The sequence below is a fragment of the Sphingomonas sp. PvP018 genome (genome assembly GCF_017876865.1).
Lineage (GTDB): Bacteria > Pseudomonadota > Alphaproteobacteria > Sphingomonadales > Sphingomonadaceae > Sphingomonas > Sphingomonas aerolata.
This window is the reverse complement of record NZ_JAGIOU010000001.1, coordinates 550,231-566,008: the sequence shown is the minus strand read 5'-3', so window position 1 is coordinate 566,008 and position 15,778 is coordinate 550,231. Positions and strand designations below refer to the sequence as shown.

The window sequence follows — 15,778 nt, the reverse complement described above, 5'->3', positions numbered from 1 at the left end:
GCGCCCGGTCAGGCCGACCAGTTCCAGTTGACGGCAGCATATGCCGCCCGCTTGGCGGCGATCGTCGCGGCAGTCCGAATGTCCCGCTTGGCTTTCTGCGCGACGGCCTCGATCCGGGCATTTTCCGAGGCGGACGTATTCATCCCGTTGTCGTAGCGCGACAACACCGCACTCAGAGTTTCGCCCGTCAGTATTGATTCCATGGTCGCGAACGGGAAGCGCTTCTTCTTGTCGCTAAGACCAAGGCCGTTGAGCAGCGAGGCCGCGATAGTCCGGCCGTCGATCGCCTCCGTCGCCTTGCGGTTGTAAACGTACTTTTTCGCCCCGCCGTCGGTAAGGACGGTCATCTGCAGCTTCTCTCGTTCGGCATCTACCGCGGCGAGCAGCCGCGCCTGCAGCTGCTCGATCGTCTCCACCGACGTGACGAAGCTGTCCTTAACAACCTTGCCCGATGCCACGCGAAAGCCGCGCGGATCTGTCGTCGGGTCATATTCTGCGTATGCATAACCATCGGACGGCGTTGGCACGATGTCGGCCGAGATGGTCCCGGTGACGATCCCGCTGTCGATTTCGTAAAGCGCGAAGTTCTTCATAGCGCTGTCCAGTAGACGGAGAGGGCCGGGCTGCTGATGGACGACCAGTTGCGCTCAGTCGTTCTTACCGCGACCCTCCATCGGATCGTCACCTCGCCAAACGTATTCAGGATTCGGATAGTGTAATTATCCAAACGACCCGAAGCGCCGAAGCCGCTTTCCGGCAGGGGGACCGTAGCGAGAATCCCATTGTCCGCGGCATTGAGGATCTCAAATGTCGGCTGGGTGTCGCGGGTCCCGTTTGTCGTTCCGCCGATGAACCCAGTGAACGTGATGTATATCGACCCTCCCGAGCGGATAAACATGTCAGCGCCTAGGTTTGGAATGTATTGTTTGCTGGCTTGCCCGGCCCCGCCGTAGCTTCCTGCGACAGAGCTCGCGGTCGAGCTTGTCATGGTCGATCGGTCCAGCGCTTTGATCGTCACGGTGCCATTGAAGATCGCATTTCCGTCAACAAGCAGATTGGCGCCGATGTAGAAGACGCCAGGCGATCCGTCAGACTTCGACAGGCTGATTCTGGTGCTCCCGTCAGGTGTCGTGCCGGTGACCTGCCAGAAAACACTAGTTCGGCCGTCGATTCCGGCAATGGCGCCGGCCTGCTGGGCGATGGTGGCAGCGCTGCCATTGTATTCGGCTCGCAGCTGCGCCAGCGTCGACGCTACCGCGCCCGCTTTGGCATCGGCGATTGCCGTGGCGCGATCCTCGATCCTAGCCGACAACGCCGTGTTGAGCCCACTGTCTACCTGATACGCAAGCTGTGCTTCGAGCGTCGCAGCTCGTTGGGCAGTGGCGTATCGGTTCGGCAGATCGGCAATCACGTCCTCACTGGATTTGATTCTCGCATTCACGTTCGCATCGACTTGGGTCAGCCGATTATTGACGTCGTCCGTGAAGTTGTTGAGCGCGCTAGGAGCTTGGCGCGACATCTGCGCCTCAAGCGTGCTGGTTCGCCCGACATAGCCTTGCTGGTCAGACGACAGGCTGGTGATGCGCTGATCGTAGCCACTGAGGGTGAGATTCACGCCTTCGAACCGGGTCGAGACGCTCGTTGACAGATCGGCGACCGCCTGATTGGCCGTTGCTGCGGTTGTCGCTGCTTCCCTGATCGCGGCGTCAGATCGCAGCTGGACAGCACGACCGCTGCCCGGTGACCAATCGTTCCAACTGTTCTGGCCCTGCCGAGCCGCCCCGATATACGGCCGCCACATCCAGGCGTAGCTATCGCCTTGACCCTCGTAAGTGTCATTCTTCCGCATCAGCAATCGCGCTGCCACTGCCCGCAAAGGCGCCTGGACAGCGACTGCACCCGAACGCTTGAACAGCGTCGGATCGTTTGCAAGATTCTCGGTGGAAGTATTGCGGTTGCCGTTGACGAACTCGAATATGACGCCGTCCGATCCGACCCAGCCGAGAAAGGCCTGGGTGTCGGCGCGGTGCGAGGCAAACATCGCAGCGAATTGTACGAACGATCCCCCGACGATCGCTACCGGCTCGGATATCCAATCTGCATAGGCATCGGCACCGCCAGCGCGCCCCGCCTGATAGATCGAGAGGACATTTTCACCGACCGGATGGTACGGGGCGCCAGCGATATTTATCCCATAGGTCGGGCGAGGCATTCCGACGTTTTCGCTCCACCCGTCGGTAGTGACGAAATCGGTATTGCTGAGCAGATTGCCGCCACCGCGGGACAGGCTGCTAGTCACTTCGGCCACGGATTGCGCAGCGGCGCTGTCACGCTCGATTGCGGCGGTGTCGACCCGGCGGATCTCGGCCCTTACGTCCGTGTCGTCATAGCCTCCGCTGGCCGAGATTGTGTCGATACGCCGAGCAAGCGCCTCGTCGGCATCGCTAAGTGCATCGTATTGCTCACGGATCCGAACGCTGGTCGCTGCATCGAGGCCTTGAAATTCAGTGACGACCTCCTCGATGCGCTGCGCGATCGATCGCCGTGCGTCCGATAGGGCAGTGACCTGATCCGTGATTCGGGAATTGGTGGCGGCATCAAGGCCTTCGTATGCCGTCGCGACATTCTGAATTGCAGTGGCAAGCGCGCGATCGCCATCTGCGCGTACAAGGTCGATACGCTCAATCAGCGCCTGAACATCTTCGCCGCTCGGTCCAGTGCCGCCTGCTGCGATTGCGTCAACACGTCGCGTCAGCTCTTCATCTGCGCCTTGCGCGCGATCAATCTCTGCGGCGAGATCCAGCACGGCACGGTCAAGCTTTGTCTGAGCTTCTGCGATCCGTCGATTTGCCTCAGCGACCGCCGCATCCGCAGCAGCTCGAGCCGCTTCGATGCGTGCGGTTGCCTCCGCAACTGCCGCGTTAACTGCGGGGATCGTGACATTCTCGAGCCGTTCCAGCTCTCCCAAAATCTCATCGGCCGGCACACCGCCGAGGGCGTTGGTGTCCTTCGACGTGTTGTTGGCTGTGACGTCGGCATTGTCCGCCGGCTTTGTACCGTTCGGATTGGTTACGTCCGGCCATGCCACCGAACTACCTGGCGCGAACGGGACGACGGGCGCCGCCTGGCTGAGGCCCTCAATGGACAGCGACAGCTTGCTGACGGTATCACCGAGCTCGATCGAGAAGTCCTTGAAGAACCCGTAAACGGTGAGGCTGTCGAGGCCCGTCTGGCCGATCCAGAGCGAAGGCTGGGCGCGCACGGCCGTGATGCGGTTCGCAACCATGTCGACTGCATCGGTCCGGATAAGCGCGCGCGCCGTCATGCGCTTCGCCCACGCGCGCTCGACGATGGTCACTTCACCGAACTGGTCGACGTCCTTCCGGCTGAAGTCGGTGATGCCTGCCGTCGGCGAAGCCTCGGTCAGGCCAAGCGTCGTCACGCGACCTATTAGCAGCGTGCCCACAGATACAGGCCCGGTTCCCGCGATCGTCACAGTCACCGTGCCGGCGCTCGCCGGTAGATCGAGGAACGTGATCGCTCCTGCGCCGGCTGCCGTCGTGCGATCGTAATCGGTTGCGCGCACGCGGACGGTGGAGGCGACAACGTCGAGCAGCGCTACAGCGTTCGCCGCGTCTGCGCCGAGGACCACCTGGATCGAGTTGACGCTAGCCGTCGAGGTGCCGAGCGCTTCGTCGAACATCGCCCAACGGTTCGTCGGGCCGACGTCCAGCCACTGGCCCGACGCGCCAGCCGGATCGTTGCCGACATTGGCTGCGGTCAGGTTCTCATAAAGCCGGTGCGAGCTCGACCGCATAACGCGTGCGCCGATCGCATAGGTGGCCGTCGGCGACCATTCCACAGCATCATTCTCGGGAACGGTACTCGATGCGAGCACTGCGCTGGTGACCGTGATGGGCTGGATCAGTTGCAGGGTCGAGAAGTCCCCGGGGGGCGCAGGATCCCCGGCGACGTCAGATGGCGTCGCCGTTTCTGCCAACCCTTCAACGGTCAGCGTGCAATAGCTGACCGCGGGCGTCGCAAGGTCAAGATCAAAGTCCTTGTAGAAGCCGCGCATCGACAAGCTCGCAAAGCGATCGTCGGCGACCCACAGGGCAGGGGTCGCGCGCAGAGCGGCGAGGCGACGCTGCAGCGCGTCGACGTCGCCGATAGGAACGCCGAGCTTTACCGACATGCGCCGCGAAAAGCCGCGCTCCACAACCGTCGTAACGCCAAAATCGTCAGTAACGCGACGACTGAAGTCCGTGATGCCGATTGTTGGCGTCGTCTCGACGTTGCCGAGCTCGATCGTCTCGCCCTGGTCGGTGATCACCCTCATGCTGCGTTACCTACCGCGATGGCATCGCCGCCGCTTGCGGCTGATACGTTCTCAAGCACCTTCGCCGACCGGTTCGCAGCGCTGGCGACGCTCGCGAGTCCGGAAACCATCTCACTGCGCAGCTCTGCGAGCTCGTTGCGTAGCGCGTCGGTCGCGTCCGCCGCATCATCGTTCGCGGCAACGTTGCCCGTCACCGACTGCGCCGCCGCCACCGTGTCCATATTCTGCGCGGTGGTGGCGGGCGCGCGAGTGCCCTTCGCCAAGGCAGTGACGACGCCATAGGTGGCTTCGAGGCTGGCAGCAGTTTGGGCCTGAACGCGCGCGAGTTCCTGCCGGCTCGTTGCCTGCTCGGCCGCAGCCGTCAACAGGGCCTGGCTGAGCGCGGGCAGGCTCTTTGCCGCATCCTGATCACCGGCGCGCGCTGCGGAGCTGGCTGCGTTGAACTGGCCCTGCAGCGTCGCAAAGCCATTGCCGTTGGCAGCGTCGGTCAGCCCGCGAATCCGCTTTACCTCGTCCATGATGCTGTCGCCGACCGAGGTCCATGCGTCGGACAGAGCCTTGGCGGCCGTGGCGGCTGCCTGCGCATCCTGGATCGCGTAGATCTCCTGCTGAAGCCCGCGGTTGCTTGCGTCCAGCTTCGCCAAGTCGAGCGCGCGAAGTGCCGCGGTGTCGCCGCGCAGCTCGAGCAGCTGGCGCTGAAGATCCTGCCGCTCGCTCGCGATGTCGGCTGCACTCTTCGCACCCTCCATCGAGGTCTGCAGATCGGCGAGCGCCGGCGCGAGCTTTAGCAACGTGGCGTACGTCGACTGCCCGGCCGTGGTCGTCAGGTCCTGCGCTTCGACCAGCTGGCGGAACGCGGCGAGCGTCGCCGGCATAACCAGCCCAAGGCTGCCGAACACACCGTTCAGCTGCGCGGTTTTGGCAGCGGCCTGCTCTTCCTTCGAATAAAAGGTCTCGAAGTACGCACCGGCCGCGTCGGTCAACGCCGAGACGCTGTCGAACTGATCGGCTAGGCCAAGCTTCACGGCGATCCCCATGGCCTGCGTGTTGGTCCCCAGCATGTCGAGCGATGCGCCGACCGCCTCGACCGTCGAGGCGACGCGGACGAGTGTCTCGAACGTGCCTTCGCCGACCTTCTGGAACTGCGCGACGGCCGGGAACGCTGCGGCCGCCATACCATCGGCAGCGGCGCCGAAGATTGCGGTCAGCTTTTCTTGGATCTGCTCGCCGGTCAGGTCCTTCAGGTCGATCTTGCCGATGTTAATGACGAAGCTGTTGAGGCGGTTCTGGATGTCGCTGGTCGCGGCACCGAGCGGCCCGGCCGACGCCACGATCGCATCGTTGAACTGGCGCAGGATCAGCGTGAACTGGTTCTCGAGCGCCGGATCGGCTGCGCCGTATTTCGTCGAATATTTCGTGCCCGTCGAGATTCCGAGGAACGACGACTTCTTCTTCACGTCCGAATAATAGGACGCATCGAAGCCGTTATTTAGGACGCTGCCGACCGACTGCGGCCCGCCCGACAGGCCGTTACCGATGACCGAGGTCTTGGTGCCGAACAGTCCGCTCAGGATGCTGCCGATCACCGGGATCTTGGTCAGCACCGCGCCGATGCCGGCACCGATCGGGCCGCCGATCGCCATGCCGATGCCTGCCATCGTCGCCGTGGCGTTGCTCTTGAACCCGGTGTTGACCCCGGGATTCGCATCGATGTTGCCGGCGCGGACGACGAGGGCTGCGACGCCCCCGATCTGGCTGTCGATCGACTTGAGCGATGCGGCCATGTCGCGCGAATAGGACAGCATGACGGTGTCGACGTCCTTCAGGGCATCGATGGCGTTCCGGATGCTCTCGCTCTTTGCCGACGAATCGCCGAGGACGGTGCCAGTGCCGGTGTTCGTCGGCGCCAGATCGTTCTTGCCGCCACCGCCGAACGAGCCGGCGACCGACACGCCGATCCCGGCCAGCGCGGCGACGGTCGCGGCGCCCGCGGCAATGTTGAGCGGGAAAGGCAGGCTCTTGATGGCGTTGACCACCGCCTCGGTCGCCCCGACCGCGATACGCGCCACGCTGTTGGCGATCTTGCTGCCGGTCTCGATCGCATCCTGCGCGATCGCGCGGACCGACATGGCGAACTGTACGAGGCGGAATGCCTTTTCGGCCGTCGCCAGCGCCTGATAGCCGCTCGACCCTTCCTTGAAGAACCCCTTGGCGGCCGCGGTCATGTCGCCGAACGCGCTGATCTGCTGCGACGACGACCGCAGGGAGAAGAGACGGTTTTCGCGGTCGATCTTTTTCTGATCGTCGCCCGCCGCATCGATCGCCGCTTTGTGGGCTTCCTGCAGCTTGGCCTGGTCGGCATAATAGCCGGTCATGACGGTCAGCGCGTCGCCGATCGCCGCACCGGCATTGCCGAACGCATCAGCCATGCCCTGCGCGGCACGCTGCGCGGTCTGGTCGATCGTGTCGAACAGGTCGGCCGTCGCGCGCAGCTCGGCATTCAGCTCCGCCTGCTTCTCGACCACTTGCTGCGCGCCGACGGCGATCGCGACCTGCTGCTCGATATAGGCCGCGCGGTCGGCGGGATTGTACTTCTGCGCCTCCTGCGTGGCCTTGAGCGTCGCGAGAGCGCGAACCCGCTCCATGTCGGTCGCGCCGACGAGGCGAAGCTCCTCACGCATCTGGGCGAGCTGGTCGTTGCCGGATGCCATGTCGGTGTTGAACTGCGCACTGCGCTCGGCCGTGGTGAGATCCGCGCGCGCCGCGCGCTGGTCGGCCAGCGCCTTCGTCGCGCGCTCGGCCTCGGTCGTCAGCCCACGGGTGCGGGCTGCCTCGATCGCGGCGAGCAACGGCAGATCCGCGATCTGATCCTTGACCAGCTCAGCCGCGCGGGCAGCGGGCACGAGGCCAGCAGCGACCTGTGCGTTGACCAGCATCTGCGCTGCCGCCTGCTCGCGTGCGGTCGCGGTCGACTTGGCGACGTCCGAGACACGCTGCGCGATCGCAAGGCGCACCTGGCGGTCGACGGACGCCTCGATGTCGGCGCGCTGCTTGATCGCCTTGCTCTCGGCTTTCACGCGCGCCTCGGCGATCAGCGCCGCGGCGCCGGAGACGCCATAGGCATCCGCCAGCTTGTACAGGTTGCGGATCTGCGCCTCGATCGCCTCGGAATCGCGCACGAGCGACGCCGCATGGCTGTCGACGGGCGTCTTCTTCGGCGTGCGGTTCGCCTTGATCTCGTTGGCCTTCTTCAGCAGCCGCTCCTGCGACTTGCTGATGATGTTCTCGGCAGCGGTGGCGAAGAACTTGTTCGTCCCGTTGACGACCTGCCCGGCACCCTGCGCGTAGCCCTTGCCGAACGCCTTACCGAGGCTGCTGCCGGCGCTGGTCACGGCGGTGGCGGCATCACTCTGGCCCATGGCCTTCAGGATCGGACCGGCAAAGTCGCTGATCGCACTGCCGATCGACTTCAGCCAGCTAGCAACGCGGTTGTAGATGGCGTTGAAGATCTGGGCGATGCCGTTGCCGGCCCACTGGGCTGCGGCGACGACGGGGGCGAAGAACTGCGCGACGGCCGTCGCTGCGGCCGAGACATAGGCTGACACCGACGTCGAGATGCTGCTCCATAGCTCGACGATCGCGGCATAGGTGCCGGTGAACGTGCCATAGATCGACGCGAGAAAGCCTTGCACCTGCTGCGCGTCGTTCGGCGAAAACAGATAGTCCATGAGCGACTTGCCCGACCCGCCCAGGTTGAGCCCGTCGGTGATCGTCTTCCAGACGCCGGCAACCATGTCGCCGGTCGTGATCGACTGATCGCCGAGCTTCTTCATCTCCTTGGACGTCAGCCCGAGGCCCTCGGCGAACTTCTTCATGCCGGCGTCTTCGTTGATCTGTTCCTTCCACCGGTAGAGCGCGACGCCGGCGACGGACGCGACCGCGATTGCGGGAAGGAACGCGACGGCAAGGCCGCCCATCTCGGCTGCGAAGCCCTTCACGCCGCCCTCGGCCATCTGTGCGACCTGAAAGATCTGGCCCGCCTGGCTGGCGAAGATCTGGAACGGCGCCGCGCCCATTGCCGCCATGGTGGCGACGTCGTTCAGCTGGAACGACAGCTGCGTCAGCGTGCCTTTGCCCTTCCGGGCAATGCGGTCCATGTCGTCCTGCGCCTGCGCGCTTTGCCGCAGGCGGCCGGTCAGCACCTCCTGCTGGCGTGCATATTCCGCGGGCGCGGTCGCACCGGCATGATAGAGGCGCGTCGACTCCGCGATTTCGGCGTTGAGCTTCCTCGTCGACGCATAGAGAGGATCAGTCGACATGCGCAGCTGCTCGGCAGCTGCCGCGTCGGCGACTTGGGCATCGTGCGACGCGCGCACGGTCGACGCCAGCAGGGTGTGCTCGCGCGCCTGCTGCTCGGTCGCCAAACCCTCGAGGCGCATGGCGGCCGCATTGGCCTCGCGCTTCGCCGATTCGTCGATCGCCTGCTGCGCGCCATGGTCGCGCATGCCTTGCTTGGCGCGCGCCTCGAACATCGCGCTGGCGAGCGCTGCTTCACGACGCGCCTGCGCATCGAGGGCTGCGGCCGCGGCAAGGCTGGCTGCCTCTTCCTCGCGCAGCGCCACGACACCGGCTTTCACTCGGGCCTCAAACATCTGATGGGCATAGGCGGCCTGCCGCAGCGCCTCCGCCTCGGCGGTTACCGCGGCCGCGGCCTGATTGGTCGCGTTGACGAGTGCCAGCTCCTCGCTGCGGATCCGCTGGGCGAGCTCGGTCAGGCCCTGCTGCTCGGCTGCCAGCGCGGCAAACTCGGCCTTCGCGCTGCGAACCTCCTCACGGGTCTTGCCGAACACGCTGTTCTGCCGCTCGAGCTGCGCCACGAGCCGCTCGCCAGCCTTTTCGGCGCTTGCGATGGCCTGCCGAGCCGTCTGCATCTCGCGCGAGGTCGCATTGCCGAAAGCGACCACATTCGTTGTGCTGGCCCCCAGGTCTACCATGTCCCGGGTAGCGCGTTCAATCCGGTTGGCATCGGCGAGCACCTTGGCCTCAGTCGAGTCCATGGCGTCTTGCAGCTGCATCAGACCACCGAAGGAATCGCCGGTGTCGATGACAAAGCCGACCTCAAGCCTCGGGGAGGAGTCGTCCATGGACATGTGTCATCCTCCCCGTTTGATCAGCCCAGCACTGCGCGCAGCTGGGCTTCTTCGATCTCAAGCTCGCGCTGGGTGACCGGCGCCCGCCATGGCGGCGGGCAGTTCTCGCTCTCGGCGGCCCGCCCTTCGGCGAGATAGGCTTTCGATAGTTCGCGGATCAGCCGCGCTTCCCAAGGCTGCAAGCGCACGCAGGTATTGTCCTGCCACGCCGCCAGTTCGCGCGAACTGATCGGGACTGCGCCCATGCCCGCCGCTTCGGTCAGGCCCATCTCGATGAGCCAGTCCGTAATATGCGGCGCCGGGTTAGGTGGCATCGGCGGATTGATCTTCTTCCGCTTCAAGTCGTCGATCCGGCTCAGCCTCGACACCGCCGGCTCTTCCTTGCCCCGCCTGCTGCGGGCATCCGGCTTTGGCGTGGCATGCAGCCACGCCATCTGCCGGACGTAGAGCTTCAGGCCGCCTTCGAGGCGGCGCTGAAGTTTCCCCAGTCGCCGACGAACTTCGCGACCTGCTTGGTGATGAAGCCGAGGCCCTGGTTCGCATAGACGGCGCGGTAGAGATCTTCGCCGGTGACCGGGTCGGCCGCACCGTCGGGCTGATATTCAAAATTCTCGAAGCGCGCGGTGATCGCGGCGAGATCCTCGGCGGTCTCGGCGACGCGCTCTTCCGGCGTGGCAGCGGTGATCTTGCCGTCATTGTCCTGCATGCGCTTCAGCGCTCGTGCCGACTGACGGGATTCGACGACGCCATAAGCCTTGCTGCCCGGGCCATGGACATGGATGCGGACGGGAAGGGTGCGCTCGTCATCGGCGAACAGCAATTCGCCGGCCGGGTTCTTGAGGTGGAGGGCGGCCGTGGCAGCGACGGCGAGCGAGGCAATGTTGAGCTTCATGGAATAAGTCCTTCGCGGGAGGATGGTGCGCCAACCCGGCTCGCGACCCGCGACGACGGGCCGAGCTGGCGCATAAGGACCGGCGTCGCGGGCGCCGGGTAGGGAAGGGGTCAGGTGGCGGGCGCGGCGACCTTGACGATCTTGGTGCAGATCTCGATCGTCGGAGCACCGGTCAGCATGCTGTCGGCACCGTCTGCGGTTTCCGGCATGCCGAAGTTGCGGCCACCGAAATAGCGCTTGGCGCCGTCCGAGAAGGTGACACGGAACGAATAGAGCTTCTGGCTCTCGTCGTCGGCCGACGTCTGCATGATCGCCTGGCCGGCGTCGGTGCTGTCGAGCGCCATCGACGGCTGCAGGGCGCCATAGTCGGCCGAGCCCTTATACTTCTGCTTCGCGCCCTTGAGCGGCTGGAATTCGACCTTGGCGAAGCTGGCGCCGATCGAACCGAGCTTCTCGACCTGGCCGACGTCGGTGTAGGTCAGAGCGGCGTAGCCAGCGGCGTCGGAAGTCGCCGGCGAGGCGACGGAGATCGCAAGCGATGAGCCTGCGGCAGTCTGTGAACCCATGATGATGATCCTCGTAACGTAATACCGGCAGGGCCGGCGGGGTGTCGTCCGCCGGACGGCGAGCGCGCGGGTTAGGCGGCGGGCTTGGTCTTCGCGGCGTCGGCGGTGTCGACGGCGACGAGCAGCCCGGCCGCCAAGAAGTTGCCGAACTCGCCTTCGGTGAAGTCGTGCGAGGATCTGGCAGCGAACCGCCGCTCGGTGGTGGCGTCGGTGAAATCGCGGGTCGCTTTGCCGCGGACCATCTTCGGCTTGGTATCGGACACGGTACTTTCCTTTTCTCTCACGCTGCCGCGTCGAAGCTGACGCGGAAGTCCTGGGTCTGTTCGAAGCTGTTGCCCGGGCCGCGCAGGTCGGGGCCGCGGCCGGCGGTCAGCACGGAAACATTGGCGGCGCCGGCAATGCTGCCGGTCCTCCCTGCGCATGCCTTCACGACCAGCTTCATTGCAGCGACCTGGTCGCGGTAGCTGGCCGCCCGCACGGTGACCGAGATGCGCTCGATCGTGCGAACAGTAGCCCCGCGCACGAGCGTTTGCCGTTCAACGTTGCTAGTCATCCGGACCAAAAGCGTCGGCAGCACGACACCGTCGGGAAGCGCGCCAGCTTTGATCTGACCTGCGGGAATGGCCGCAAGCAGCGCGTCGTCCGAATTGAGCAGCGCGCCAACGATATCGACACCGGTCATGCGCCTTCGCCTTCCGATTCAGCGCCTCCGACGATCCCCGAGCGGGTCACGCGCGCGTTGATGAAGCTCTGCGCCGCGGCGACCGCCTCGGCCCCCTTGATGTCGAGCGCTGGGCGTAAGAACGGGTTCGGCTTGGCGCCCGGGTGAAAAATGGTGTCGCCAACGAACTTGCCGCCGATGACCATCGTGCGCTTGTCCGTGGCGTTGATCCGCGCGACGCTTTTGCCGCCGCTTTCATCCTTCGCGACCGAGATGAAATGGGCGTCGGTGCCATATTCGAGCCAGTTGGCGATCGAGCGGCCCCAGCCTTTCCGAACGGCGATCATCACCGTCAGCCGCCCAGCCTCCGACTTGCTTCGCATTTCCAGCGCCTCGTCGACGTCGGAGGAAATCGACCGCTCTTTGGCCTCGGCGAGAATGATCTTCCCGCCGGCGCGCGCCGCGCCGCGCAGCAGCTTATTCTCCACCTCGGCGGGCAGCTGCGCGATGTAACGGCGAACCGATTGACCACCTCGGCTGGTAGCCATCAGGCGCCGTTCCCGGCCGTGCTGTACTCCTCGACCATGAACTCGACGCCAGAGCGCTGCCGGATGATGGCAGGGCCGGCGATGATCTGCATGATCCGATCGCCCATCACAAACCGCATGCTGCTCGTGATGTCGTCCCGGTAGCGCATGCGGACCCGGGCTGGCCGAGTGGCGACATTGATGCCCTCGGCAAGCTTCTCGCCGCGGCTGGGCAGCATATCGACGACTCCCGCCCAGACCTCGTCTTCAACCAACTCCCATTTGCCGGATCCCGCACCGTCAAAGGCCTCATCGGCAACGGGGCGCTCGATGCGGATAGTGTCGGGCAATTCACCGGCAGTGAGCTGGCTCATACGACGAACTTTCGCAGGGGCGCGATCAGCCATGTGATTGCCATCGGCATCTCGGTCAGGTTTTGCCCGGCTGCCTCTCGATTGGCATACCATTGTCCGATGAGCAGCAGCGCTGCCTGTGCGGCAACGGCGCGATCGCGCTCTGCCATGTCAGGCAGCTCAGAGCCGACATCTCGCCCGGTGGCGTTCTCGATAGCACGAACCGCCGCCGCGATGAGGATGACAAGATATGCGTCCTCACGGCTGGACGATCCGAGACGAAGATGCGTCTTCACGTCCGAGAGGGTGACGAGCTCAGCCACGAGTAAGATCGCGCCCATCGCGCCCCTTTTTCACTGCTAGCCGCCAGCCGGTGTCGGGCCCGTCAGGCTTGTCGCCGGTATCCTTTTGCGCGATCCAGAGTGAGCCGCCGAAGGTAACGGCATCGCCCGGCGTATAGGCCTGGCCTTCCTTAAAGACGCCCCGGTCGATCACTGCCGGCACCGTGAGGTCGAAGGTCTTTACCTGCTCGCCGCGCACGAATCTGAGCGTCGCCTTGCGCTCCCCGGTCTGCTCGATCGACATGTCGTCGAAGCCCAGCCCCGGCTCGCCATTCTTGCCCTCGACGCGACCCAGCTCGCAGAGCTTACCGTCGCTCAGGGTCACAACCAGCCCGCCGGCGCGGTCGATCATCGCACCGGCAAGGCCGACGCCGTCCTTTGCAACGGGCAGCGCAGCGACAGCGCGCTCGACGGCCGATGCGATGATCGGCTCGACGTCGCTGACCGTGACGCTCTTGCCATCGGCCGGCGTCGGCAGCGCCGCGACTGCGGCTGCTACTGCCACAGCGATGATCGGCTCGACATCAGCGACCGTGACGCTCTTGCCATCGACCGGCGCCGGGAGCGCCGAGACTGCGGCCGCGACCGCCGCCTCGATCGGCGCATTGAAGTCAACCGGGGGCAGCGCGGCGACAGCGCGCTCAGCTTCCTGAGCAATCAGCGGTCGCACATCGTCGACCGTGACGCTCTTGCCATCGACCGGCGCCGGGAGCGCCGAGACTGCGGCCGCGACCGCCGCCTCGATCGGCGCATTGAAGTCGACCGGGGGCAGCGCGGCGACAGCGCGCTCAGCTTCCTGAGCAATCAGCGGTCGCACATCGTCGAGCGTGACGCTCTTGCCATCGGCCGGCGCAGGCAGCGCGGCGACCGCAGCAGCGACTGCTGCCTCGACCGGCGGAATGACGTCGACCGGCGGTAGCGCGGCAACGGCCCGCTCGGCCTCGGCAGCGATCAGCGGCTTCACGTCGTCCAGGGTGACGCTGACGCCATCCTTCGCCGGGGGCAGATCACCTACTGCGCGCGCAACTGCCTCTGCGATGAGGGGCTCGACGTCGGCGACGGTGACGCTCTTGCCGTCGCGGGGCACGGGCAGGGCGGCGATCGCGTCGTTGATCATTCGGTGGACGCTGGCTTCGTCCGGTGACGCGTCGCGCGTCTCGAGGATCGCGAGGCGCGCGAGCAGCGGCGTCGTGGCCTTGTCGACGGCCTCCTGCACGATCAGCGCCGTAGCCTGGGCAAGGGCTTTGGTATCAAGCATTGAGCGCCTCCCGCAGGTCTTTTTCGTAAAGCGCGACAGTCGCGCGCGCCTGCGCCGCCTCTGCGGCGGGATCGGGGGGCGGGGCCTCCATCTCGCCTTTGGCGAAGGGGTCAGCACGTGCGTCGCGCTTCGCCAGCGCCTCGAGGCTGTAGTTCTGCTCTTGCAGGTACGCCGTGTCGCCGCCGGTGATCGGCCCTAGGTCAAGCCGGCGCCGCGCCTCGTTGATCTTCTTGATCCCCGACTTAGTCGCCATGGCTTCGGCTTCGATCAGCGCCTTGGTGTCCATGCGCAGCAGGCCGTCAAGGTCGAACTCGGTGCCAATGCCCATGCCCTCGCCGATGCCGAGCCCCTCATCGAGGCATAGCTCGGCAGCCTCGATCAGCGATTGCAGCGCCTGCGTATAATATTCGAGGTTCAAGCTCTCGACGTTGCTGTTCGTTGGCAGGTTGCCGATCCCCAGCTTGTAGGGCGGCACATGGAACGTCGAGCAGACCACCTCGGCGGTCCACTTCAGCTGGTCGATCAGCTCTGCATCCTTGGCGGTGACGGCCATGTGCTCATATTTCAGGCCATCGCCGAGCACGGCCACGCGACCGGAGTTTTTGCCGCCGTAATAGTCGTACCAGTTAGCTTTCAGCTCGTCCGACGACTCTTTGCTGATCTTGCCCGGCGCCGACAGCAGACCGCCCGGGCGCGACTGGTTGCCGAAGAAGACGGCCGAATTGTCCTGGATGCGCAACCCCTGCGTCGCCGCGAGGCCGTTCGCATAGATCGGCGATACGCCGACCAGAGGATGAAAGAGGCAGTTGAACCGGTCGTGGATGATCTCGCGCGCCGGCACGACCATCGGACCACTGATCTCCGAAATATCGTCCTGCTGAAGCTCGTAGAAGATGCTGCCGTCGTCGGCGACCAGCGGCTTCACCCGATGAGGGTCGAGCACATAAAGCGCGATCACGACGTTGCGCGCGTCACGGCGCTTGAGGACATAGGTGTTGCCGCTGCTGAGCTTCGACAGGAACCACGATTCGAAGAACTGGATGCGGGTCTGGAAGCCGTTGGGCTTGCGCAGCACCGGCGAATAGGCGGGGCGGGTGGTTTCGGCCCAGATGCCATGCTCGTCCTGGCTGACCAGCTTGACGCGCAGCTTAGAAATGTCCGACGCGATGAGCGTCATGCACGAAAATACGGCGTGGAAGGCCAGCACCGCGGTCTGGTTGACCTCGACATTCTGCTGCCACGCGCCGCTGTAGCTCTCGCGGACGATCGGCATCCACGGCCCAGACGGCGTGCTGACGATGCGCGCCGCCTTCTCGCGAATGATGGGCAGGCCACCTTCAGTTTCGGGTTCGGCCTGCCCGGTGGTGATCTGCCGGGAGCGCCCGAACTCCCGGCCGAGGATCCGCATCAGGCGCTCGCGACCTTGGCGATCTCTTCGAGCAGGCGCTTGTCGCCCCAGCGGGTGCTGACGGTGATGCCCAGCTTGGCGGCCTTGTCACGCAGCTCATCGAGAGTTGGCGCCGTGGCGGACGGATCTCCCGACGCGTCAGCTGGTCGTGCCTTCTTGATCGCAATCAGGATGCGTGCGTCCTGGTTGCTCGCCTGGAATGGGTCGCCCGCCTGAAGCGCGCGGGTGGCGTACCTCATGTCGCGGGTGGCGATAAGGTCAGGCATAGGTGTCTCCTCAGTTA

Annotated in this window: 14 protein-coding genes; all 14 read right to left on the bottom strand. The window is 65.1% G+C overall.

All coding sequences use genetic code 11. The annotated features are described in order from the left end of the window. Positions 1-8 precede the first annotated feature (8 nt). Entirely contained in the window at positions 9-593 is a 585-nt protein-coding gene (locus J3A66_RS02385) for a hypothetical protein (protein ID WP_209566831.1), read from the bottom strand. Then, positions 590-4,339, bottom strand: coding sequence for a hypothetical protein (locus J3A66_RS02380; protein ID WP_209566829.1), 3,750 nt, complete (start codon positions 4,337-4,339; stop codon positions 590-592). Before J3A66_RS02380 ends, J3A66_RS02385 begins: the two co-directional genes overlap by 4 nt. Then, positions 4,336-9,483 (bottom strand): hypothetical protein, encoded by a 5,148-nt coding sequence (locus J3A66_RS02375; protein WP_209566827.1) that lies wholly within the window; start codon positions 9,481-9,483, stop codon positions 4,336-4,338. The genes J3A66_RS02380 and J3A66_RS02375 overlap by 4 nt, the downstream gene beginning before the upstream one ends. A 26-nt stretch (positions 9,484-9,509) precedes the next feature. Continuing rightward, positions 9,510-9,923: a hypothetical protein gene (locus tag J3A66_RS02370; protein ID WP_245336677.1), complete on the bottom strand. Its 414-nt coding sequence runs from the start codon at positions 9,921-9,923 to the stop codon at positions 9,510-9,512. 17 nt (positions 9,924-9,940) lie between these two features. After that, positions 9,941-10,381, bottom strand: a complete 441-nt coding sequence (locus tag J3A66_RS02365; protein WP_209566825.1) for a hypothetical protein — start codon at positions 10,379-10,381, stop codon at positions 9,941-9,943. A 110-nt stretch (positions 10,382-10,491) separates the two neighbouring features. Further along, positions 10,492-10,947, bottom strand: a complete 456-nt coding sequence (locus J3A66_RS02360) for a hypothetical protein (protein ID WP_192097221.1) — start codon at positions 10,945-10,947, stop codon at positions 10,492-10,494. Positions 10,948-11,018: 71 nt separating this feature from the next. Further along, complete coding sequence (locus tag J3A66_RS02355) at positions 11,019-11,210, bottom strand: hypothetical protein (RefSeq protein ID WP_209566823.1); 192 nt, start codon at positions 11,208-11,210, stop codon at positions 11,019-11,021. 17 nt (positions 11,211-11,227) lie between these two features. After that, positions 11,228-11,629: a hypothetical protein gene (locus J3A66_RS02350; protein ID WP_209566821.1), complete on the bottom strand. Its 402-nt coding sequence runs from the start codon at positions 11,627-11,629 to the stop codon at positions 11,228-11,230. Next, complete coding sequence (locus tag J3A66_RS02345; RefSeq protein WP_209566819.1) at positions 11,626-12,156, bottom strand: HK97 gp10 family phage protein; 531 nt, start codon at positions 12,154-12,156, stop codon at positions 11,626-11,628. The genes J3A66_RS02350 and J3A66_RS02345 overlap by 4 nt, the downstream gene beginning before the upstream one ends. Continuing rightward, positions 12,156-12,509 carry a head-tail adaptor protein gene (locus J3A66_RS02340; RefSeq protein WP_209566817.1) on the bottom strand — a complete coding sequence of 118 codons (354 nt, stop codon included), beginning with the start codon at positions 12,507-12,509 and terminating at the stop codon, positions 12,156-12,158. Before J3A66_RS02340 ends, J3A66_RS02345 begins: the two co-directional genes overlap by 1 nt. Continuing rightward, positions 12,506-12,811 carry a head-tail connector protein gene (locus J3A66_RS02335; protein ID WP_209566815.1) on the bottom strand — a complete coding sequence of 102 codons (306 nt, stop codon included), beginning with the start codon at positions 12,809-12,811 and terminating at the stop codon, positions 12,506-12,508. The genes J3A66_RS02340 and J3A66_RS02335 overlap by 4 nt, the downstream gene beginning before the upstream one ends. Continuing rightward, on the bottom strand, positions 12,804-14,087 hold the full coding sequence (locus J3A66_RS02330) for a hypothetical protein (RefSeq protein ID WP_209566812.1): 1,284 nt from the start codon (positions 14,085-14,087) through the stop codon (positions 12,804-12,806). The genes J3A66_RS02335 and J3A66_RS02330 overlap by 8 nt, the downstream gene beginning before the upstream one ends. Next, entirely contained in the window at positions 14,080-15,495 is a 1,416-nt protein-coding gene (locus tag J3A66_RS02325; protein WP_209566810.1) for a phage portal protein, read from the bottom strand. Before J3A66_RS02325 ends, J3A66_RS02330 begins: the two co-directional genes overlap by 8 nt. Next, on the bottom strand, positions 15,495-15,761 hold the full coding sequence (locus J3A66_RS02320) for a hypothetical protein (protein WP_209566808.1): 267 nt from the start codon (positions 15,759-15,761) through the stop codon (positions 15,495-15,497). Before J3A66_RS02320 ends, J3A66_RS02325 begins: the two co-directional genes overlap by 1 nt. Positions 15,762-15,778 lie beyond the last annotated feature (17 nt).

Bases quoted from the DNA above. Each gene is read 5' to 3' on its own strand.
- J3A66_RS02385 (WP_209566831.1), bottom strand. From the start codon at position 593: ATGAAGAACTTCGCGCTTTACGAAATCGACAGCGGGATCGTCACCGGG.
- J3A66_RS02380 (WP_209566829.1), bottom strand. From the start codon at position 4,339: ATGAGGGTGATCACCGACCAGGGCGAGACGATCGAGCTCGGCAACGTC.
- J3A66_RS02375 (WP_209566827.1), bottom strand. From the start codon at position 9,483: ATGGACGACTCCTCCCCGAGGCTTGAGGTCGGCTTTGTCATCGACACC.
- J3A66_RS02370 (WP_245336677.1), bottom strand. From the start codon at position 9,923: ATGGCGTGGCTGCATGCCACGCCAAAGCCGGATGCCCGCAGCAGGCGG.
- J3A66_RS02365 (WP_209566825.1), bottom strand. From the start codon at position 10,381: ATGAAGCTCAACATTGCCTCGCTCGCCGTCGCTGCCACGGCCGCCCTC.
- J3A66_RS02360 (WP_192097221.1), bottom strand. From the start codon at position 10,947: ATGGGTTCACAGACTGCCGCAGGCTCATCGCTTGCGATCTCCGTCGCC.
- J3A66_RS02350 (WP_209566821.1), bottom strand. From the start codon at position 11,629: ATGACCGGTGTCGATATCGTTGGCGCGCTGCTCAATTCGGACGACGCG.
- J3A66_RS02345 (WP_209566819.1), bottom strand. From the start codon at position 12,156: ATGGCTACCAGCCGAGGTGGTCAATCGGTTCGCCGTTACATCGCGCAG.
- J3A66_RS02340 (WP_209566817.1), bottom strand. From the start codon at position 12,509: ATGAGCCAGCTCACTGCCGGTGAATTGCCCGACACTATCCGCATCGAG.
- J3A66_RS02330 (WP_209566812.1), bottom strand. From the start codon at position 14,087: ATGCTTGATACCAAAGCCCTTGCCCAGGCTACGGCGCTGATCGTGCAG.
- J3A66_RS02325 (WP_209566810.1), bottom strand. From the start codon at position 15,495: ATGCGGATCCTCGGCCGGGAGTTCGGGCGCTCCCGGCAGATCACCACC.
- J3A66_RS02320 (WP_209566808.1), bottom strand. From the start codon at position 15,761: ATGCCTGACCTTATCGCCACCCGCGACATGAGGTACGCCACCCGCGCG.